Origin of the sequence: Collinsella sp. CLA-JM-H32 (assembly GCF_040098165.1) — a bacterium.
Lineage (GTDB): Bacteria > Actinomycetota > Coriobacteriia > Coriobacteriales > Coriobacteriaceae > Collinsella.
This window is the reverse complement of sequence record NZ_JBBNMZ010000017.1, coordinates 13,308-34,143: the sequence shown is the minus strand read 5'-3', so window position 1 is coordinate 34,143 and position 20,836 is coordinate 13,308. Positions and strand designations below refer to the sequence as shown.

Sequence of the window (20,836 nt, the reverse complement as noted above, 5' to 3'; positions counted from 1 at the left end):
ATTCTTGACGGCCTGAACAATCGTCAATATCGGTCGGAGGGGTGGCTTTGTAAAGCCGTTTGTCTCCACCCGCGTAGCGGGTGGTTCAAAGCTGGCCGCTGCGCGGCCAGCAGACTAAAGTCTTGAACGCAAAGGCGCGCCAGAGGATTCACCCCCGGCGCGCCTTATTTGTGATGTGACAAAGAGACTGTCCCTTTGTCACATTATGCGAACTGGCTCAGATAGAGGTCGGCGTAGGCACCCTCGGCAGCCAGCAGCTCCTTATGCGTGCCCTGCTCGATAATGTTGCCGTGATCCATGACCAAGATCAGGTCGGCATCGACGATCGTCGACAGACGGTGCGCGATCACAAAGCTCGTGCGCCCGCGCATGAGCGCATCCATGGCACGGCCGATGGCGAGCTCGGTGCGCGTGTCCACGCTCGACGTCGCCTCGTCCAGGATGAGGATCGCCGGGTTGTTGAGCAGCACGCGCGCGATGGTCAGCAGCTGACGTTGGCCCTGGCTGATGCTCTCGGCATCGTTAGCCACACGCGTGTCGTAGCCCTGCGGCATAGTGCGCACAAAGAAGTCGACCTGAGCGGCACGAGCAGCAGCCACGACCTCCTCGCGCGTCGCCTCGGGACAGCCATAGGCGATGTTCTCGGCAATGGTGCCATCGAACAGCCAGGCGTCCTGCAACACCATGCCAAACTGCTGGCGCAGCTCGCCGCGATCCATGCGGCTCGTGTCCACGCCGTCGAGGGTAATGCGGCCACCGTCGATCTCGTAGAAGCGCATGAGCAGATTGATGAGCGTGGTCTTACCCGCACCCGTGGTTCCCACCACCGCGATCTTCTGACCCGGCTCGGCGGTAAACGACACGTCGCGCATAAGCGGCTTGTCGGGCGAATATCCAAAGCGCACATGCTCAAAAGCGACACGGCCCTCCACCTTGCCTGGCAGCTTGGCGGCGTCCGCCGGCAACGGATCGGCTTCCATCTCGGGCTCGTCGAGCAGGTCGAACACGCGCTCGGCGCTCGCCAGCGCGCTCTGCAGCGAGTTAAAGGTAAACGACAGCTGCGTCATGGGCTCGGATGCCTCGTAGATAAACTGGAAGAACGCCTGGAACACGCCGACGGTCATGTGACCGGCAACCAGCATGCTGCAGCCCACCAGCGCAATCACGATCTGCGCCAAGCGGCCGATAAAGCGCACTGCGGGGCCGACGGCGTTAATCATAAAGTCGGCCTTGGTGCTTACGCGCGCCAGCTCCTTCGAAGCCTCGTGCACCTCGGCAGAGCTCTGGCGCTCGCGGTTAAACGCACGGATTACCAGACGGCCCGAGTAGCCTTCCTCGACCGTGCTCGTAATCTTGGACACCCACTCCTGGCGCTCGCCCGTCACATCGTGCGTGCGGCGCGAAACGACCTTCGTCACCAGCAGCGAAAGCGCCGTAAAGAACAAAAAGACAAGCGTGAGCGGCACACTAAACACGAACATCACGCTCACGGCGCCCACCACGGTACCGATCGACACCAGAAGCTGCAGCAAGCCGCGCTGCATGCTCTCGGACATCTTGTCCAAGTCGTTGGTCGCACGGCTGACGACCTCGCCGGGACGATGCGCGTCAAAGTAGGCAAGCGGCAGACGGTTGAGCTTTTGTGCGATGCGGTTGCGCAGGCGCAGGTTGAGGCGCTCGGCAACGCTCGACATCAAAAAGCTCTGAAGCGCGTAGAACGAGGCGGCGGCGGTCCAGATCATAAAGTAGATGAAGATGGTCCTGCCGCAGTTCTCCCAGGTAATGCTGAAGGTAGTGTTGTTGGCAAACGCCAGCTTCATGTGCCCCCACAGCTCATCGATCACGCGGGCGCTGTAAGCCGGCGCCGCGGTGTTAAAGATGACATAGAACACGATGCTCGCAAACACGATATAGAAGCGCCAATGGTCGCCGGCGGCCTCGCTCCACAGGCGGCGCACCGTCGCCCAGGTGTCGCGGGGCGTCTCGTCCTCGTCCTCGTCGTCAACGTCGCGCATGCGCTCCGCCTCGGCGCGGGCGCGCTCGTCCTCGGCGTGCTCGTTTTCCTCGTAGAGTGCCTGGCGGCGAGCCTCACGCTCCGCCGCCTTGGCGGCTTCGTCCAGGTCGGGCGTGGCGCCCGTCTCCTCAACTGTCTCTGCAACCGCGGCATCCTCGGCGATGGCCTGCTTCTTGAGCTCCTCGGTCATGCTACTCACCTCCCTTCATCTGCGATTCCGCGATTGCGCGGTACACCTCGCAGGTTTCCATGAGCTCGTCGTGCGTGCCTAGGCCCACGATCTCGCCGTCTTTGAGCACCACGATCTGATCGGCATGCAAAATAGTCGAGATGCGCTGGGCGATGATGAGCACCGCGGCATCGCACGTCTCGTCCTGCAGCGCATGGCGCAGTGCCGCATCGGTCTTAAAGTCCAGGGCCGAAAAACTGTCGTCGAAGATATATAGATCGGCATGCTTCATGAGTGCGCGGGCAATCGCCAGGCGCTGGCGCTGACCACCCGAGAAGTTCGTGCCGCCCTGGGCCACCGGCGTATCGAGCCCCTGGGGCTGGTCGAGCACAAAGGTGCTCTGGGCAACCTCCAGCGCATGGAGCATGTCAGCCTCAGTCGCGTCTTCGTTGCCAAAGCGCAGGTTGCTCGCCACCGTACCCGAGAACAGCCATGCCTTCTGCGGCACATAGGCGATACGCCCGCGGATGTCGTCTTGCGAAAGGTCGCGCAGATCGATGCCATTCAGGCGAATGGCGCCCTTCGTGGCATCGTGGAAGCGAAGCAAGAGCTTGGCCACCGTCGACTTGCCCGAACCCGTCGAGCCTACAATCGCCGTGGTCTGGCCACGGCGACAGGCAAAGCTCAGGTCGCACAGGGTATCCTCGTCGGCATCGTCAAAACGGAACGACATGTGGTCGAACACGGCCACCGCGTCGGCACCGTCAACAGACTCCGCCGCGCACGTGTCCAGCGTGCGCTTGCCGTCCACGATGCTCGGCTCAATCTCCAACACCTGCTGCGCACGGTTCAGGCATGCGGCGGCGCGTGGAAGCGTCAGAATCACCATCTGCGCCGTCATCACAAAGAACAGGATCAGGATCGCGTACTCCAGCACGGCCGAGATGCTACCGATTTGCATGGCGTGGACGCCCACGCGGTTGCCGCCCACCCACAGCACCGCCACCTCGGCGATATTCATCAAAAAGAAGCTGGAGCTGTCGAGACCCACAAACAGGTGGTTGACCTTGATGGCATTGGCCGCGTAATCGCTAAACACCTCGTCCAGGCGCTGCTCCTCGTGGCGCTCCTTGTTAAATGCGCGAATGACGCGCACGCCCACGATGTTCTCGCGCAGCACCACGTTCATGCGGTCGATAAAGCTCTGCAGGCGCATAAAGATCGGCGCGGCGTTGGCAACGGTAAAGACCGCCGCCACCAGCACGATCGCAACCACCACGCCCAGCAGCGTGCCCATGGCGGGATCGATAAACCAAGCAAAAATGATGCCTGCCACGGCCAAGAACGGCACCGGCAGCACCAGCTGAATCGTCTGAAGGACAGCTTGCTGAATCACGTTGATGTCGTTGAGCGAGCGCGTGATCATCGAACCCGTGCCAAAGCGCTCAAAGTCGCTGGCGGACAGCTCGAGCGACTTGTCGTACACGGCATTGCGGATATCGCAGGCCACGTTGGCGGCCAGGCGCGCCGAAAGATAGCAGCCCAGCACCGTGCCGCCGCTGGCCATGCCGGTCGCGATAAGCATGTACAGGCCGTTGCGTAATATATAGTCGACATCGCCCGTGGTAATACCGGTGTTGACCATGTTCGCCAGCATCGTGGGAACCAACAGCGTACCGACGTTATCTATCAGCACCGCAAACAGCGTCACCGCAATCAGACCGCGGTACGGCCTCATAAACCTCATTAAGAGTCGCATGCGTCCCCCTCGCCCTTATCGTCAGTCTCGTTCTCGGCGGCCACTTGCCGTTTAAATGCCTCGCACTCTTCGTTAAGAACATGGGAGAACTTACCGACCAAGCGCATGATCTCGCACTGTTCCCACGGCTCGAGCGCCTCGAATGCCTGTTGCTCGGCTTTTTGCGCCGGCAACGCGTAGCGCTTGGCAAACCGCACGCCTTCTTCGGTCAGTCGTACAACCTTGTTTTTACGACTGCCCTCGGCAAACTCCAACGTCGCAAGCCCTCGCGCCCTAAGCGTTTTAATCGCCGAATTGATGGTCTGTTTGCTGTAGAACCATTCACTCGTCAGTCGACTCACGGCAACGCTTCCGCCCGCTGCACTCGTGTCGACGAGCATCCAGTAGGCGCAGTCCGAAAGACCGCAGGTGCGTGCGAACTCCGAATAGATACGGTCAAGCCCGTTGAGCATCCGGTCGAAATCGACCAGGCTAACTGCACTATTCATCTCTCCCACCATTCGATTGTCCGAGTTTTGACCAATTTATATCTCTACATTAGTCCGAGTTTTGACTATCGTCAATAAGCTCGTTGCCTATGGTCGGCTCCACATAAGCATATCGACAAAAAAGACCGCCGGCGCGGGGGCGGCGCCGGCGGTTGCGAGAGAATATCGATTGTTGGCTGTTAAGCAGCGACGGCCTCGTAGACCGTGGCGCCCGAGAAGCTGTCGTGCAGGCTCTTGCCGCAGATCCACGGCAGTTCGACGACCTCGCAAACCGTGTTGACCAGCTCGGAGCAGTCAGTAAAGTGGCCCTTATCGTTGAGGGCCTCGCAATCCTGAACACGCCAATAGCCATCGGTGTGCGTGATGTAGTACTCGTGATCGTTAATCGACACAAAAGCGCGCGTCTTGGAACGCAGCAGCTTCAGAAATCCTTCGAAGTCGGTCTCGACGACATCTCCAGCCTGGAACATGATGTTACCTCCTGGCCCGGCGCCACCATGGCGCGTTGATAAACGTTGGTGCTCCTTTAGTAAAACCTTTATCAGAGCTTATGCGCGCATCATTTAGGCAAGTGGTAAAAAACCGCAGGGTAGACGGGATAAAACGTTTAACCATCCCACCGGTTTGTCACATTCTGGCTGAAGTTTTATGCAAACCAACTTTTCCACTTGGTAGCTTGCATTGTTTGGGGCCAACTGCGCGATTACGGTTTTGGTTCGGCGGGTAAGAACGAGGCAACGAAACCAACGTCAGGAGGACACATGGAGACCATCGAAGCGCTCATCCACCGCCGCAGCTGCCGCAACTACAGCGATCGCCCCGTCGAGGCCGAGAAGCTCGCACGCATTATCGAAGCCGGCCAGTACGCGCCGAGCGGCATGGGACGCCAGCCGGTCACGTTCGTCGCCGTCACCGACCCCGCGACCGTCGAGCGTCTCTCACAGCTCAACGCCCAGGTCATGGGCAGCAACAGCGACCCCTTCTATGGCGCCAAGACCGTTGTGGTGGTGCTGGTTGACCGCAGCGTGCCCACACATCTGGAAGACGGCTCGCTCGCTATGGGCAACTTGCTCAACGCTGCCTATGCACTGGGTGTCGATTCGTGCTGGATTCACCGCGCCCACGAGGTCTTTGACTCGCCCGAGGGCCTGGAGCTGCTGGCCAGCTGGGGCCTGCCCGCCGACGGCAGCCTGCGCGGTGTCGGTAACTGCATTCTTGGCTACGCCGAGGACACGCTACCCGAGGCAAAGCCGCGCCGCGACAACGTGGTGTACGCCAAGTAGCGCAGGAGTGTCCCAAACTGCCGGCAGAAAAGGAACGTCCCCTTCTGCCGGCAAGCTATGTTGATATTTGAGTTGTCGTCGTTTCGTTCGTCTGGGTCGTTTCGGCTTCGCTGCCTTGTTCGTCCTCGTCCTTTTGCGCATCGGCGATGGTGGAGGCCGCCGCGACGATACCGCGCTGGGGCGCGACACCCGTCTGGGTCTGAGCGCCCTCGATAACTTCTGTGCCTGCATGCGCGAGCTCGGGCGATTTAAACACTGCGTCCAAGTTGGCGCCACCGCCGGCATATCCGAGCGCAGCGAGCGCGATGACGATCACTGCAACGGCGGCCACGATCGGCACGTAGCGATGCCAGCCGGCGGGATTGAGCCCGCTGCGGCGAGCCGCCCCGCGGCTGATGTAACCGAGCGTTCCGTCGTGCTTGAGCTTTGAGCCCACCACGCGTTTGCGGCCCCACAGCGAGGACTCTGCCTGCATTGCCAAGCGGGCGCTTGCCGAAGGATAGCCGTATTTAGTGCGCTTGAACGAGCCATCAAACCCCGAGGCGTGTTTGCCCCACGTCACCGATGTCGTGCGTCGGTTAACCGGCGCGGCGCTCCGCCTTCTGCGGCTCGGTTTTGAAGTCTCAGCCATATGCCCTCGCACGCCGTAACCAAATCGAAACAATAACGCTTTGGACTGTAGCACACGCGTCGCGCGCGGTCACGGGCGCCTCGCTCAACGGTCATCGTCTTTCAGCAAGCGCCACAGCGTTGTACGGCTTATGCCCAGCACCTCCGCCGCACGGGTTCGGTTGCCGTGGAGATGGTCTACAACCAGATGCGCGATATCTCGCTCGGTATCGGCCAGCGGTCGCAGGATATACAGGTCACTTTCGAGCGTCGGGGCGCCAAAGGTTGCGGTCTTAATCACATCCTCTTGGGCGAGCACTTCCTCCGCCACAGTGCGGTCCACCGTGCCCGCCCCCACCAATATATACAGTCGTTCCGAGACCTCGCGGAGCTGCAGATAATTGCGCGGCCAGCGGTAAGCATCGAGCGTCTTCGCCGCCGCGGCAGACAGCGTGGGCGCTGACGTCCCAAATGCGTCAGCGAGATATTCCAAATAGCGCGCAACCTTCTTCGACGCGGCTCCCTGCTCGGCGATTGCCGGCGCCACGCTCACCGCACAGGCGAAGCGCTCGGTCACAAAAGCGGCTTGATCACTTTCGCTGCCGCCCGGCATGTCATTCGCCGTCAGCACCACATGGCAGCGCGTCGCCAACGCGGTGTCGGCCATCGTGGAAACGAGCTCGCGAAGGCGTTGGGGACCAACCGCATTCCAGTCCTCAATGCAAAGGGTCAGCCCCGTTTGGAACAGCGGCGATTCGGCGCTTTTGAGCACATGGCGCCAACCGCGATCGGTGAGTTCATCGAGCGCGACGGAAACAAAGGGCTGACCGGCAAAAGGACCGTCCAGATAGAGGCGCTTGGCGATCTCGACCTGACCCGCTCCCAGCTCGCCCTCGAGCATAAGGGGCACACCGCGCGCGTAACTCTCTGCAACCGGCGCAGCCACCGAGGCCGCCCCCTCAACGATGCCGTACGCGCTCGATTCGTAGCGAGCCTCAACTTCGTCGGCGTTGAGCCACTCGATACCCGCATGCGCCGCGGCACCGCGCACCTCGCGGACCACGACGACCCAAAGGCCCCCGCCCTCTTTGTCGGTGGGGCGAACGGTCAGGCTCAGGCGCGCACCCGCACGTCCCATAACCAGACGCGCGCCGTCTCCTATACGGTCGAGGCGCTCAGCGACAAAAGCCGCCACATCCCGCTCGAGCGCCGCGTCATTCATGGTCGAGATCGCGACGTCCCCACGCGCATCGATTGCCAATGCCGAGGCCCCGGCAGCAGCCAGGGCCTCGGTCAAGATGTTCAGCTTGGCATCGCTATCCATTATTTGCCCCTGTCCGCAGCGACGTGCAACCGCCGACGGTCGTACGACCGAGTGTTTCAAAATTGAACGATATTGCTCACCAAACACTATAGGGCAGAAAGCGCCGTCCTGCGAGTATAGGTGTTGCCCCGCATCGCCATCCTGGCGGGGCGATAAGAGCTCTTCGGGACTTATAAACCTGCGGACAAGCCATACCCGCAAGAGCTCCTATCGCTCCACCGTGAGAATGCGCTCACCAGCACGCAGCACGCAAACAAGCTACTTCTCTACCAGATTCCCAGTACGTGTTGCATTCCCAAACTCATGCACGCAATGCCAATCCAGCAGCAAAAGCCCAGCGCGATGGGCTTGCCGCCCTTTTTGACCAGCTCGACGATATCGGTATTAAAACCAATAGCCGCCATGGCCATCACGATAAAGAACTTCGACAGCTCCTTGATGGGCGCCGTGATGGACACGGGAAGCTGAAACACCGTGGTGATCACGCTCGCCAGCACAAAGAACAGCACAAACATGGGAAACGCGCGTTTAAGGGAGAACGTGCTTTTGGCGTCGCCGCCAGCCTTGCGTGCCAGATGCATCTGCCAGCATGCGAGGACCAACGTGATGGGAATAATGGCCAGCGTCCTGGTGAGCTTGACCACTGCGGCGCTCTCGAGCACATTGGCGCCGGGATGCATGCTGTCCCAGGCGCTCGCCGCAGCCGTTACCGACGAGGTGTCGTTGATGGCGGTGCCGGCAAACAGGCCAAAGCCCTCGTTGGTCAGCCCGAGCATGCCGCCGAGCGTCGGAAACACGAGCGCCGCGATAACGTTAAACAGGAAGATGACCGAAATAGCCTGGGCAATCTCGCGATCGTCGGCATCGATGACGGGTGCGGTCGCGGCGATGGCAGAACCGCCGCAAATCGACGAACCCACACCCACAAGCGTCGCGATCTTGCCCGGCACGTTCATAACGCGGCAGAGCACAAAGGCGATGACGAGCGAGGTCGAGATTGTCGCCACGATAATCGGCAGCGACTGGGCGCCCTTGGACAGAATCTGGGAGAGGTTCATGCCAAAGCCAAGCAGGATAACCGCGTACTGCAAGACTTTTTTGGACGTATAGGTAACGCCGGCGGCGAGCGGTTCGCGACGATTCTTGGGAAAGACGAGCGCCAGGACCATGCCAAAAAGGATGGCAAATACCGGCCCGCCGACCACCTCAATCTGTTTGCCGAGCAACGTCGCGGGGATAGCGATGATCAGGCAGAACAAGACGCCTTTCCAGCGCTCGCGTACGATATTTGCCAGTTGCATATGGGATTCCTTCTTTCTATTTCACGTTTGCGACGGCTTATGATACGGCAACATTGAGCGCAGCCTTGCGCAAACACAGACTAAGATGCCGCAATAGTTCTCAGGCAACAGCCGAATTACCCACCGCGGAGAGCTGATTCGCGGCATAATTAACAACTGACATATGAGTTTGATAGAACAGTTGCGAGGCGCTATGGAAGAATCGATGCACGTCGGCGAGCAGGAAACGAGCCTACAGGACCAGTCCTACCACACCATTCGACGCAAAATCGTCTACCTGGACTACAAGCCGGGCGAAAAGCTGGGCGTCAAGCAACTTTGCCACGACCTAGATATGGGGCGCACCCCTGTGCGCGAGGCTTTGGTTCGTTTGGCGCAGGAAGGCCTGGTGCGCACCGTGCCCCAGAGCGGTACCTACGTCTCGCCCATCAACCTCACCCTTGCCGAGAGTGCCTGTTACATCCGCGAGCATCTGGAAAAGCAGGTGATCGTGGAGTGCTGCGCGCGCGCCACGTCGGCTGGCATCGAGCAGCTCGACCGCGCCATCGTGCTGCAGGAAAAGGCCATGGCCGAAGAGGATCGCATCGGCTTCTTTTTGAGCGACAACCTCATGCATCACATGATTTTTAGCATCGCATGTCGCAGCACCGTGTGGTCGTGGCTCGAAGAGACCAATGCCGACCTGGAGCGCTTCCGCTGGCTGCGCGCCGCCACGCAGGTTCTCGACAATCAGGACATCGTGAACGAGCACAAGCAGATTCGCCGCGCTATCGCCGGTCGCGACCCCATCGAAGCGAGCTTTTTGGTCAGCAAGCACCTGCACATGATGTTCCGCAACCAAACCGAGGTTCTGGACCAGTTCCCCGAGTACTTCGAGACCAGCAAGCTCCGCTAACCTGCCAAAAAGGGACAGGTTCATTTTGCAGATTTTATCTGGGCAAATGCAACAAGGCCCGGCTCCGTCTTGATGCGGAGCCGGGCTTTAGTCGCTAGAACGGCGGAACCAACTACTCTACCGTGACGCTCTTGGCCAGGTTACGGGGTTGGTCGACGTCGCAGCCGCGCAGGATGGCGACCTCGCGGGCGAGCAGCTGCAGCGGGACACTCGCCGTGATGGGGCTGAACACGTCGCGGACTGCTGGCACGCGGATAATGCAGTCGGCGATCTTGTTGATCTCCTCGTCGCCCTCGGTGGCAACGACGATGACCTTGGCGCCGCGCGCCTTGCACTCCATGAGGTTCGACACGGTCTTGTCGTAGGTGGCACTCTTGGTGGCCACAGCGATGACGGGGAAGCCCGGGTCGATCAGGGCGATGGGACCGTGCTTCATCTCGCCGGCGGCGTAGGCCTCGGCGTGCAGGTAGCTGACCTCTTTGAGCTTGAGCGCGCCCTCGTAGGAAATAGCGGCACCCATGCCACGGCCCACGAACAGCGCCGACTGCGCGTCCTTGCACAGCAGGGCGGCCTCATGAACGGCCTCGGTCTGGGTATCCAAAATCCACTGGATCTGCTCGGCCGTATCGGAAAGCTCGCGGAACAGCATGCGTGCCTGCTTGGTGGTCAGACGGTACTTGACCTGCGCCAGCAGCAGAGCCAAAAGCGTGAGGCTCACAACCTGGCCGATAAAGCTCTTGGTCGAGGCGACCGCGATCTCCTTGTTGGCCTTGGTGTAGATGACGCCATCGCTCTCACGCGCCACGGGGCTGCCCACCACGTTGGTGATGCCGAAGACCTTGGCACCCTTGATGCGCGCGTCGCGAATGGCGGCAAGGGTATCGGCCGTCTCGCCCGACTGGGACACGGCCACGACGAGCGTCGTCGGCGTAATGATGGGATTGCGGTAACGGAACTCGCTGGCCGCCTCCACCTCGGTGGGGATGCGAGCCCAGCCCTCGATGAGATTCTTAGCAATGAGGCCAGCGTGATAGCTGGTGCCGCAAGCGATCACGTAGACGCGGTCGATGTCGTTGAGCTCCTCGAGCGAAAGGCCCAGTTCGTCGATGTCGAGCTCGCCGGCCGGCGTCATACGACCGACCAGCGTGTCGCGCACGACGCGCGGCTGCTCGTGGATTTCCTTGAGCATAAAGTCGGGATAACCGCCCTTTTCCGCCATGTCCAGGTCCCAGTCGATGTGGGTGACCTTGGGCTCGATAACGTTGCCGGCCTCGTCGTTGTACTCGACGCCTGCGGGCGTGAGCTTGGCAAACTGACCGTCCTCGAGCACCACGACATCGCGGGTGGCGTCGATGAGCGCGATGACATCGGAGGCGACATAGGCGCCGGTCTCGCCCGCGCCGACCACGATCGGGGAATCCTTGCGGGCCACGGCGATCACGCCGGGCTCGTCAGCGCACACGGCGGCCAGACCATAGGCACCGACCACGTGGGTGCAAGCCTCGCGCACGGAGGCCATCAGGTCGTGCGTCTCGGCATAAGCCTCTTCGATCAGATGCGCGAAGACCTCGGTATCGGTCTCGCTCTTAAAGTGGTGGCCGCGGCCCTCCAGCTCTTCGCGCAGCTCGGCGAAGTTCTCGATGATGCCGTTGTGGACGATGGCGATACGACCGTCGCAGCTGGTGTGGGGGTGAGCGTTAACGACGGAGGGCTTGCCGTGGGTGGCCCAACGGGTGTGGCCGATACCGCAGGTAGCGTCGCTGTCAATGTTGGAAAGCTCGCTCTCCAGGCCCGCGACCTTGCCCACGCGGCGGATGACGTCGAGGTGCGCCGCGGCGCCCTCGCCCACCTCGAGCGCGACGCCCGAGGAGTCATAGCCGCGATACTCCATACGCTTGAGGCCTGTGACCAGGATGTTCTTTGCAATATCAGAGCCGGTGTAGCCGACAATTCCGCACATAGGATAAATCCCTTCGTCCGCTTGACTGCAAAACGTCCACGCACAGGGGGCGCTGAGACGCATAACGTTCGAGTATTGTACTCACGCAAACGCAAGCTGATATACCAGAAGTGGTATCTCAACTTGAATACCACTCGATACACACACCCCACCCCGAAGGGGGCAGGCACCTTCGTGGTGGTTTGGTCTGACAGCATCGTTTGCCCAGATAAAACCTGCCAAAATAAACCTGTCCCTAATAGGCGGGTTTTGACACCTCAGGGGCGGGCGATGCTACAATCTGGCTTGTACTTGAAACGCATCAAAGGGGCCGCTATGGCAAAGGTAAAAATCAGCGACGTCGCGCGCGAGGCCGGGGTTTCGTTGGGCACGGTTTCCAACGCGCTCAACCACCCCGAAAAGCTGCGTCCCGAGACCCTCAAGCTCATTAACGAAACCATCAATCGACTGGGCTACCTGCCCAACCAAAGCGCTCGTCAGCTCGCGGGCGGCGCCACCAAGTCCTTTGGCCTGGTGCTCCCCCGTCTCGACCACGGCTTTTCACTCCAAATCGCCAGCGGCGCCCACAACGAGGCCCGCAAGCACGGCTACGACCTGCTCATCGCCAACGCCGATAACGACGATATTCTCGAGGACCATTACCTGCGCTACTTTATGGGCACCCAGATGTCCGGCGTCATGGTTCAGCCCATGGCATCCCCCGACTGGCACCCCGCCCTGACCAAGATGCCCGTGCCGATCGTCCATCTGGACATCCATTGCTCCGAGCCCGGCTACTACGTGGCCGCCGACAACGAGGCACAAGGCCGCATCATCGCCGAGCTCGCCATCGCCCGCGGCGCGCACCATATTGTCGTCGTCGGCCGAGCAGCATTTATGCAACTCACCCTGCGCGTCCTTGGCATTCATAAGGCGCTCGCCCTACATCCCGATATCAAGATCGAAGTCATCGACGCCGGCGAATGGAATACCGCCGCCGACGGCTACGGCATCGGCACCCAAATCGCCGCGCGCCCCGCCGACGAACGCCCCGATTTTGTCGTCGGCCTGACCGACGTGCTGGCCTCGGGCGTCATCTCGGCGCTGGTCGACAAAGGCATCGCCGTCCCCGGGCAAGTACGCGTAGCAGGTTGCGATGGCAACCCGCTCGCTTGGAGCGGATCGGTCCCGCTCACTACGGTAGCGCCCCCGGGCTACGAGATTGGCCGCAAGGGCGTTCAATTGCTCATGGAGCAAATCGAGAACAAGGCCCCAGCAAAGACCAAGCATATCCGCGTCGGCTCTACAGCGCGCACCGTCACCGCAGTCGCCGCCGAGGATATCAACCGCCAAGAACTGGTACGTCCGTTCCTACTGGAACGCGCCAGCACCCAGGCAAGCAGCCAGACCGACGCCACGGCCATCAACCTCGGTGCGTATCTATAGCACGCCCGCGAGTATGCTAAGTCGCCGCTTAAGCAAAAGGGGCCCGACCATTGCCGGACCCCTTTTGCTTAAGCGCAAACGTGAGCAATCGCTCGTTTCAACGCCGCAATTTTCTAGCGCACAGTCTTGATTGCCGCCGCCAGGTCGAACAACGTATCGAGCACGGCCTCGCAGCCATCCACCACGTCCTGCGGCAGCGGCACAATATCGGGGACGGCAAAGACGTGGCAGCCGGCCGTGATGCCCGAGACGCAACCATTGCGCGAATCCTCGACCACGGCGCACTCCTCGGGGGCAAAGCCCGCACGCTCGCAGGCGAGCAGATACATCTCGGGGTCGGGCTTGCCGTGCACGACGTCCTCGCCACACGTTACCGTTTCAAACTTGTCAAAAAGACCGACCATCTTAAGGTTGCGCTCGGCCGTAACGAGGCGCGACGACGTCGCTAGGCCCACGTGATAGCCCGCAGCTAGCAGCTCGTCTAGGCACTCGGCGGCGCCGGCCTTAAGTTCCAGTTCGGTCTTGACCATCTCGTCGCGAATCTCCTTGTGGCGACGATAGATCGCCTCGGTGGTTTCGTGGCTGCCATAATGCTTATCGAGGATGTCCATAACATCGGGCAGCGTGCGGCCGATAAACTGATGGATCAGCGCTTCATCAATCGCGAGCCCCAGCTCAGCGGCGCCTGCCTTCCAGGCCTTAATCCCCAAACGCTCGGTATCGACCAGCGTTCCATCCGTGTCAAAAATAACAGCCTTGATCATATCGGTCCCCCATCGACTCTCGCTGTCGCGTTGCTGCAACTCTACCGCATTTGGCAACTTGTATATAACGTATATACCATATTGCACTTTCGTTACACAGATAGAAGTCTTATGGCAAGTAACGCATTAGGATTATAGTTTTCGATCGAGTACTCAACGATAAGGAACGTTTCATGATTTTAGACACCACGGCACCCGCAGAGGAGCTTCAAGACAAGCTATCGGCGCTCGAGCAGCTGCTTTTGGCATACGGGCGCGTGGCTATCGGGTTTTCCGGCGGCGTTGACAGCAGCTTTTTGGCCGCCGTATGCGCCCGCGTCATGCCTACCAATACTCTTCTCGTCCATCTCACCACGCCGCTCATCGGCACGCCCGAGCAGGCTTCGTTTGAGCAGTCCGTTGATGGGCAGGCCAATGAGGGGCCGCATTTTAAGCTCCCCGTGCTCAATCTTTCGGTGGATCAGCTGCAGCTCCCCCAAGTAGCCTGCAACGATGCTAATCGCTGCTACCACTGCAAGCACGCCGGCTTTACCGCCATCGTCAACCACGCCAAGTCGCTCGGCTTTCCCACCGTCATCGATGGCAGCAATGCAAGCGATCGCGGTGACTACCGCCCCGGCATGCGTGCGGCAGAAGAGCTCGGCGTACGCTCACCCCTTATGGAGGTCGGCTTTACCAAGGACGAAGAGCGCGAGCTGCTGCGCGCATGGGGCTATCCCGTTTGGAACCTGCCGGCGGGAGCATGTCTTGCCACCCGCGTCCCCACGGGCGAGGAGCTTACGCGCGAGAAGGTCGATTTAATCCGCGCCTGCGAGGATTACCTGCACAATCTTGATCTGGCACAGGTACGCGCGCGCTTGATCGGCGGCTGCATGCATATCGAGGCCGCACCCGCAGATGTCGCCAAGATTGCTGCCCTCGGTGGCAACGCCGTCGATGCCGAGGGCAAAACCCCGCTGCCCGCCGTTATCGAGTCCGCGCTGCGCGAGCTGGGCTGCGACCATATCTCCCCCGAGGTCACCCCCTACATCCACGGCAACATGAACCTTTAGATTACGCCGTTTTACAAACGGCGTAACTGCTCGGCGCTGCGCGGGCTCCGGGCACGGCAATCTGACGTTCAACTTCACGGGCGCGACCAAAAGGTCAGCGCCCGCTTGTTTCACGTCACCTTACCGCACCCGAAGCCCGCTCGCTCGCATATGCTCAACCTGGACTGCGTTAACTGACCTGCCAAAAAGGGACAGGTTTATTTTGGCAGGTTTTATCTGGGGAAATATCGCGAGACAATCGCCCCTCCAACACCCATCTGGCCTCGAGAGACACTAGAGAGGCGACCCGGCTGCATCTACTTCTTCCGATATCGGCGGTTACGACTCGTCGATGAACCCATTACTTCGATGAGCCCTTTATCCGCCATTTTTGGCAGATGGTAACGGACAGACGAAATTCTGACCCCCGATGCAACCGCTATTTCTCGCGCCGTCATATCCACTTCGGCGCTGAGAGCCTCCAGGATCCTATCCGCCGTCGAAGCTGACGGTTCTCTGTTCCTATCGATAATTTCGAACGTGTCTTTGCCGCATTTTGACAGGGCATGTTTATCTACAAGGTCCCCGCAGATCAGGCGAATGTCATCCGAATCCCACTTCAGGGCCTCTCGTATTTTTTGAACATCGCATACGCACCCATGCTCCCGCATAAACATGAGCAATGTTTCTTCGCGATCCGTCAGCTCGGTGCCCACATGGCTCTGAATCCACGTGCGGTTTTCAGCAAGCTCCGCCCCGTGCCGGGAAAGCAGCACCGTAAACGAATCGGCCTTAACGATAAATTTCGGCGTTCCAAGCGAACGAGACTCCATCTCGCGAATCATAGCCGGGATACCAGATCCCTGGCTTTCTGCAACGGCCCCCTCGGCATGCTCTAACGGCGTCGCCCCCATTAGGCTCATGAGCTTTGGGTTTCGGCAGCGCGATTCCCCGTCTGCAAGATTGTCCACCGTCTTTCCGCCCCAAAGCCCACCGGGGTTTTTGATCTCTATTCTGTCTGGATAGATATCGACACTCACGGCCTGCCCCACAAACATGGGCGAATATTCTCGATGGATGCAGGCGTTTGCCAAGGCCTCGCGCAAAACCTCCTGGGGAACTTCCCAATCCTCCCTTCTGCCAGCGCCTTGCACTATCGTCGCTTTGCGCAAGTTTCGTCCAATCGCGGCAAGGGCATCTTCGATGCAAGCCGGAATCGGGCCATCGCACAACTGGCGGTCAATAAACCGGGGTTGCCCGGGTGCAGATTTTTCCACATCGGAATGAACGGCGACATCGATCATCAGTTTTGGATAGAACTGCTGGGGGTAAATTCCCGCCGACAGAAGCCCCGCGAGCTTCACGGCACCATCCTTTGTAGTGATATTGAGTCTGACCAGCTGCTTTTCCAGCGTATCGGCCCCGCGCAAAACGCGCGGGGTCTGCAGCCGGCGATTTGCGATAATAGACCGCACGACATCTGGATCCAAATCCTCGACCGTTGCCTCCGAAACCACCGTGCCGTCTGCATCGCTCGGAAGCAACGCACTCTGCAGCTCATATAGCTCAGCAGGTGACATCTTGATATCTTTATCATCCACGCGCTTGTAGCTACCGTTCTGCACGCCGCGCGCGCCGATATAGCAAGGCTTCGCTTTAAGCTCAAGTTCAAAGATGCGCACCAGAAGCACCTGGAGCCCGTCGACCTCGCCTCGATCAAGCTCGTACCGCGGCGCATGGGTCACCACTGCCGCTGAGCCTCCGTCTCCGATACCCGAAACAAACTGATCGCGCACCCTATCGATAGCAAAGTTAGCCGAAGGAACAAACCCTTCGGCTTCGTTCAGGCCCAAAATAATGAGTCCACCCGCAGTGTTCGCAAAAGCGCTCACTGTCTCCCATACGTCTGCGCTCAATTTATTCGTGCAGGCTTTAACTTCTACCGATGCGTCATCAGTCCCCCGCCTGCGAAGGCGCTCAACGATAAGGCCAAGAGGTTCATCCAGCAGCATTGGCATTCCGTCTCTCTAAAACGATAGATTTATCTCTCTAAAGTAAAGTATATCTCTCTAACTTTAGAGAGATAGCACCTTATTTTAGAGAGAAATTTAGAGAGATGCATCAAATTCACTGCTAGATTGCCTAATGCTATCTCTTTAACTGACCTTCTCTTTAAAGAGATATTTAGAGAGACGAGCGCAATCTCTCTAATCAAGGGCTCCGCTCTTTAAGGTGCACACTTCCTAACCGTGCCCTAAGTTGCGGTGAAATAACTCACGATTAGCCTGCCAAAAAAGGGACAGGTTTATTTTGGTAGGTTTTATCTGGGGAAACTCCGAATAGCCCCACATGCATAACCGCTGCAGCTCCATATGAGGCAAATGAACCAGCAGCGTTTGCCCCAAAATCTTGAGTATTTGTTCGACAGAACGGCCCCTGCCGGCTCCTGCTAGACTGGTAGATTCCCAACCGTCTATCCAGGAGCCTTCATGTCGCGCAAGTCCGCCTACAAGCAAGTACTTTCCATCGGCACCGCCGTGGTGCTGGGGTTTGCGCTGTTCACAGGGTCGCTCGACGGAGCGCCCAAGCTGCTGTCGCCGCAAAGCGATGAGCAGGCGGTAGCTCTGGCCGAGAAACAAAACGAGAGTCCCAGCCGCACCGACGACGAGGCAGACCTGGTTGCCCGACTCGAATCGGGAACAGAGAGCTCCTCGGACTCTCAAAATAGCCAAGCCTCTGGCGATGGCTCCGATTCCGCCGCAACCGACACCGGTGACGACGGCTCCGCCGACAGTACCGCTACCCCCATCGACGAGGTCGAAAACCCCGATCTCGACCGCGCCCGCGGCGTATATCTCAGCAGCATTCCCGACTACGCCGGCAACCCCTACGTTGCTCTGCGCGCCGACAGCACGCACCCGCTCGGCACGCCGTCATTCACGCTCGATGAATACGAGCGCGCCACCGAAGAGGGCTGCTTTAAGAAGTTCTCCAAGCTCGACAGCTTGGGCCGCACCCGCAAAGCGCTCGCCTGCGTGGGCCCCGAATCACTTGGTCAAGGCGAGCGCGGCGATATCTCGCGCATCCACCCCGCCGGTTGGCACCAGCAGCGCTACGACTTTATTCCGGGCCAGAGCCTCTACAACCGCTGCCACCTCATCGCCTGGTCGCTCTGCGGCGAAAACGCCAACCGCAAGAATCTCCTCACCGGCACGCGTTATCTCAACGAGACGGGCATGCTGCCGTTTGAAGAGCAGATTCTCGGCTACATCCGCGATACGGGTAACCATGTGCTCTACCGTGTCACGCCCATGTATAACGAAGAGGAACTTGTCTGCCGTGGCGTGCGCCTTGAGGCGCAATCGGTCGAGGACCACGGCAAGACCCTCTGCTTCCACGTATACTGCTACAACCTGCAGCCGCACGTGCAGATCGACTACGCCACCGGCCGCAATCAGACCTCGGGAGTTTAGGGCCGACCAAGCTGCCCGTAACCCAAAAAATGATCCGTTTTCCTCCGTCCCCAAGGAATCAAATAAGGCCGCCCCGGTTACCCAGGGTGGCCTTTTCGTCAGCACCTACATTGCAGGCAAAATCGCACGCTACTTGGCGCGACCCTCCTCATAGCGCTCGACCAGCTTGGCCTGAACGTCATAGGGAACCTGCTCGTAGCCAGCGGGCTTCATGGTAAAGTCACCCGTGCCGCGCGTGATAGAGCGCAGGCGCGTCGAGTAATCCGCCAGCTCTGCCAGCGGCGCCTGGGCAATGACCACGGTGTCTCCGCGCTCATCGGTCTCCATGCCCGTCACGCGACCGCGCGAGGCCGAGATGTCGCCCATCACGGCGCCGGCGTAGCTCTCGGGGATAGTCACCGTGATTTCCTCGATGGGCTCCAGCACCACCGGGTCGGCATCGGCGCATGCCTTGCGCAGGCCGATGCGAGCCGCCGCGCGAAATGCCATCTCGTTGGAGTCGACGCTGTGATACGAGCCGTCGTACACAGCCACGCGAATGCCCGTGAGCGGATAGCCGGCAATAATACCGTCCTTCATGGTCTCCTGGACGCCCTTGTCCACGGCGGGGATGAGCGAGCGCGGGATGCGGCCACCCACGACCTCGTCTACAAACTCATAGCCATCGCTCGTGCCGTCGGGTCCAATGAGTGGCTCCACGCGCAGCCAGCAGTCGCCGTACTGACCGGCACCGCCAGTCTGCTTCTTGTGGCGGCCCTGGGCACTCGCCGTGCGGCGGATGGTCTCGCGATACGGAATGCGGATCGGCACGCTTTTTGCCACGACCTTGGTGCGATCCTCCAAACGGTTGAGCAGCACCGAAACCTGCGCCTCACCAACGGCGGAGATAATGGTCTGACCAGTCTCCTCGTCGCGGTCGATGCTCATGGTCGGATCGGCCTTGCAGGCCTTCTCGATAAACGTGTAGAGCTTCTCTTCGTCGCCGCGATTCTCGGCCTCGATGGCAATGCGGTACTGCGAGTTGGGGAACTTAAACGCCGCAGCCTCGACCTTACCGGTAATGGAAAGCGTATCGCCCGTTTCGGCAGCCAGCTTGGGCGCCACGATGATGTCACCGGCATAGGCATGACCGACCTCGGTCATGTCGCGGCCGCACATCACATACAGGTGAGCCAGACGATCGCTCTTGCGGGTACGCGCGTTGATCAGCTCAAGACCCGGCTCAAGCGTGCCCGTCAGCACCTTGATAAAGCTGATGCGGCCCTGCTGCGGATCGGCCAGCGTCTTAAACACAAAGGCCACCGGACGGTCATCGTCGCTCGAAATCTTGAGCGAATCACCGTCGATGAGCGGCATCTCGCCGTAGTCCGTCGGCGCCGGGAAGTACGTGGCGATGTCGTCCATCAGCGAGTTGACGCCCTGCTCCTTAATGCAATCGCCCGCAAAGACCGGCACAAAGATGCGCTCGGCAATCGCCTTCGACAGCAAGCCCTCAAGCTCCTCCTGCGTCAGCGTCTCCTCGCCTTCCAAGTACTTCATCATCAGTTCGTCGTCAGCCTCGGCCACCAGCTCGCACAGATGGTCATGGGCCTCCTCGGCCTGGGCACGATACTCCTCGGGAATCTCCGACTCAACGGCTTCGGTGCCGTTGCAATGGCGCGCCTTCATGCGCACCAGGTCGATGATGCCGTCAAAGTCCTCGCCCTCGCCCCAGGGAAGGGTCACGGCGCCCAGGCGCGTGCCAAAGCGCTCCTGCAGCAGGTCCATCGTGGTCGCAAAGCTGGCCTCGGAGCGCGACAGGCGGTTTACGAACACCGCACGCGCCAGGCGCAGGTCCTCGGCGGCATACCAGAGCTTAACCGTCGTAGGCTGCGGGCCGGCCTCGGCGTCGACCACAAACAGAGCCGTCTCGCAGACGCTCATCGCGGCAAAGGCGTCGCCGATAAAATCGGGGTAACACGGGGCATCGAGCACATTGATGCGCGCGCCCTTCCAGTCGATCGGCGCGATGGTCGTCGAGATGGAGAATGAACGCTTAACCTCTTCGGGGTCATAGTCGAGCGTGGGCTTGGTGCCGTCGTGGCCGCCCAGGCGGGCGGTCTTGCCGGAAAGGTGGAGCATGGCTTCGGCGAGTGAAGTCTTGCCCACCCCGCCTTGGCCTACGAGCACCACGTTCCTTACGTTACCGGTCTTGGGAGCACCCATGATGACCTCCTTGCAGGGCCGCGCGCAATGCGCGACGCCAACGGGGAGAGTTCGCGGTCGGTGCCATCCCGGGAGCAGCATGGTCGGCAGCCGAGCCGACTCACCCTCCAAATGTCCTATGCCACCACCCTACCCT

The 20,836-nt window shown here is 60.2% G+C and carries 16 protein-coding genes; 5 read left to right on the top strand and 11 right to left on the bottom strand.

The features are described from left to right. Window positions 1–203: 203 nt before the first annotated feature. The 4 genes from AAA021_RS09210 to AAA021_RS09195 form a co-directional block, all read right to left on the bottom strand. Window positions 204–2,204, bottom strand: a complete 2,001-nt coding sequence (locus AAA021_RS09210) for an ABC transporter ATP-binding protein (protein WP_349088989.1) — start codon at window positions 2,202–2,204, stop codon at window positions 204–206. A 1-nt stretch (window position 2,205) separates the two neighbouring features. Further along, window positions 2,206–3,921 (bottom strand): ABC transporter ATP-binding protein, encoded by a 1,716-nt coding sequence (locus AAA021_RS09205; protein WP_349088987.1) that lies wholly within the window; start codon window positions 3,919–3,921, stop codon window positions 2,206–2,208. A gap of 8 nt (window positions 3,922–3,929) precedes the next feature. Next, window positions 3,930–4,430, bottom strand: a complete 501-nt coding sequence (locus tag AAA021_RS09200; protein ID WP_349088985.1) for a MarR family winged helix-turn-helix transcriptional regulator — start codon at window positions 4,428–4,430, stop codon at window positions 3,930–3,932. A 179-nt stretch (window positions 4,431–4,609) separates the two neighbouring features. Beyond that, entirely contained in the window at window positions 4,610–4,900 is a 291-nt protein-coding gene (locus AAA021_RS09195; RefSeq protein ID WP_118260475.1) for a CDP-alcohol phosphatidyltransferase, read from the bottom strand. Between the two features lie 291 nt (window positions 4,901–5,191). Here AAA021_RS09195 and AAA021_RS09190 point away from each other — a divergent pair, with 291 nt between their 5' ends. Next, window positions 5,192–5,713: a nitroreductase family protein gene (locus AAA021_RS09190; RefSeq protein ID WP_349088983.1), complete on the top strand. Its 522-nt coding sequence runs from the start codon at window positions 5,192–5,194 to the stop codon at window positions 5,711–5,713. Between the two features lie 55 nt (window positions 5,714–5,768). On the opposite strand, the gene AAA021_RS09185 is transcribed toward AAA021_RS09190, so the two are convergent. From AAA021_RS09185 to AAA021_RS09175, 3 genes are all read right to left on the bottom strand, one after another. Further along, window positions 5,769–6,344 (bottom strand): hypothetical protein, encoded by a 576-nt coding sequence (locus AAA021_RS09185; RefSeq protein WP_349088981.1) that lies wholly within the window; start codon window positions 6,342–6,344, stop codon window positions 5,769–5,771. Window positions 6,345–6,428: 84 nt separating this feature from the next. Next, complete coding sequence (locus AAA021_RS09180) at window positions 6,429–7,646, bottom strand: helix-turn-helix domain-containing protein (protein WP_138375057.1); 1,218 nt, start codon at window positions 7,644–7,646, stop codon at window positions 6,429–6,431. A gap of 266 nt (window positions 7,647–7,912) precedes the next feature. Then, on the bottom strand, window positions 7,913–8,947 hold the full coding sequence (locus tag AAA021_RS09175; protein WP_349088980.1) for a YeiH family protein: 1,035 nt from the start codon (window positions 8,945–8,947) through the stop codon (window positions 7,913–7,915). 193 nt (window positions 8,948–9,140) lie between these two features. On the opposite strand from AAA021_RS09175, the gene AAA021_RS09170 reads away from it, so the two are divergent. Next, the gene (locus AAA021_RS09170; RefSeq protein ID WP_349088979.1) at window positions 9,141–9,842 is read left to right on the top strand and encodes a GntR family transcriptional regulator; all 702 of its coding nucleotides are present in this window, start codon (window positions 9,141–9,143) and stop codon (window positions 9,840–9,842) included. 112 nt (window positions 9,843–9,954) lie between these two features. Here the strand turns inward: AAA021_RS09170 and glmS are convergent, their stop codons facing one another. Beyond that, a complete protein-coding gene (gene glmS / locus AAA021_RS09165; RefSeq protein WP_349088977.1) occupies window positions 9,955–11,802 on the bottom strand; it encodes a glutamine--fructose-6-phosphate transaminase (isomerizing) in 1,848 nt (615 codons plus the stop codon). A gap of 315 nt (window positions 11,803–12,117) precedes the next feature. Here glmS and AAA021_RS09160 point away from each other — a divergent pair, with 315 nt between their 5' ends. After that, window positions 12,118–13,227, top strand: coding sequence for a LacI family DNA-binding transcriptional regulator (locus AAA021_RS09160; RefSeq protein ID WP_349088975.1), 1,110 nt, complete (start codon window positions 12,118–12,120; stop codon window positions 13,225–13,227). A 113-nt stretch (window positions 13,228–13,340) separates the two neighbouring features. Here AAA021_RS09160 and AAA021_RS09155 read toward each other — a convergent pair whose 3' ends face one another. Then, window positions 13,341–13,991 (bottom strand): HAD family phosphatase, encoded by a 651-nt coding sequence (locus AAA021_RS09155; RefSeq protein ID WP_349088974.1) that lies wholly within the window; start codon window positions 13,989–13,991, stop codon window positions 13,341–13,343. Window positions 13,992–14,164: 173 nt separating this feature from the next. Here AAA021_RS09155 and AAA021_RS09150 point away from each other — a divergent pair, with 173 nt between their 5' ends. After that, window positions 14,165–15,043, top strand: coding sequence for an ATP-dependent sacrificial sulfur transferase LarE (locus AAA021_RS09150; protein ID WP_271740471.1), 879 nt, complete (start codon window positions 14,165–14,167; stop codon window positions 15,041–15,043). A 296-nt stretch (window positions 15,044–15,339) separates the two neighbouring features. On the opposite strand, the gene AAA021_RS09145 is transcribed toward AAA021_RS09150, so the two are convergent. After that, window positions 15,340–17,034, bottom strand: a complete 1,695-nt coding sequence (locus AAA021_RS09145) for an ATP-binding protein (RefSeq protein ID WP_349088972.1) — start codon at window positions 17,032–17,034, stop codon at window positions 15,340–15,342. Window positions 17,035–17,511: 477 nt separating this feature from the next. Here AAA021_RS09145 and AAA021_RS09140 point away from each other — a divergent pair, with 477 nt between their 5' ends. Further along, a complete protein-coding gene (locus AAA021_RS09140; protein WP_349088971.1) occupies window positions 17,512–18,495 on the top strand; it encodes a DNA/RNA non-specific endonuclease in 984 nt (327 codons plus the stop codon). Between the two features lie 129 nt (window positions 18,496–18,624). Here AAA021_RS09140 and AAA021_RS09135 read toward each other — a convergent pair whose 3' ends face one another. Further along, a complete protein-coding gene (locus AAA021_RS09135) occupies window positions 18,625–20,700 on the bottom strand; it encodes an elongation factor G (protein ID WP_349088969.1) in 2,076 nt (691 codons plus the stop codon). Window positions 20,701–20,836: the final 136 nt, after the last annotated feature.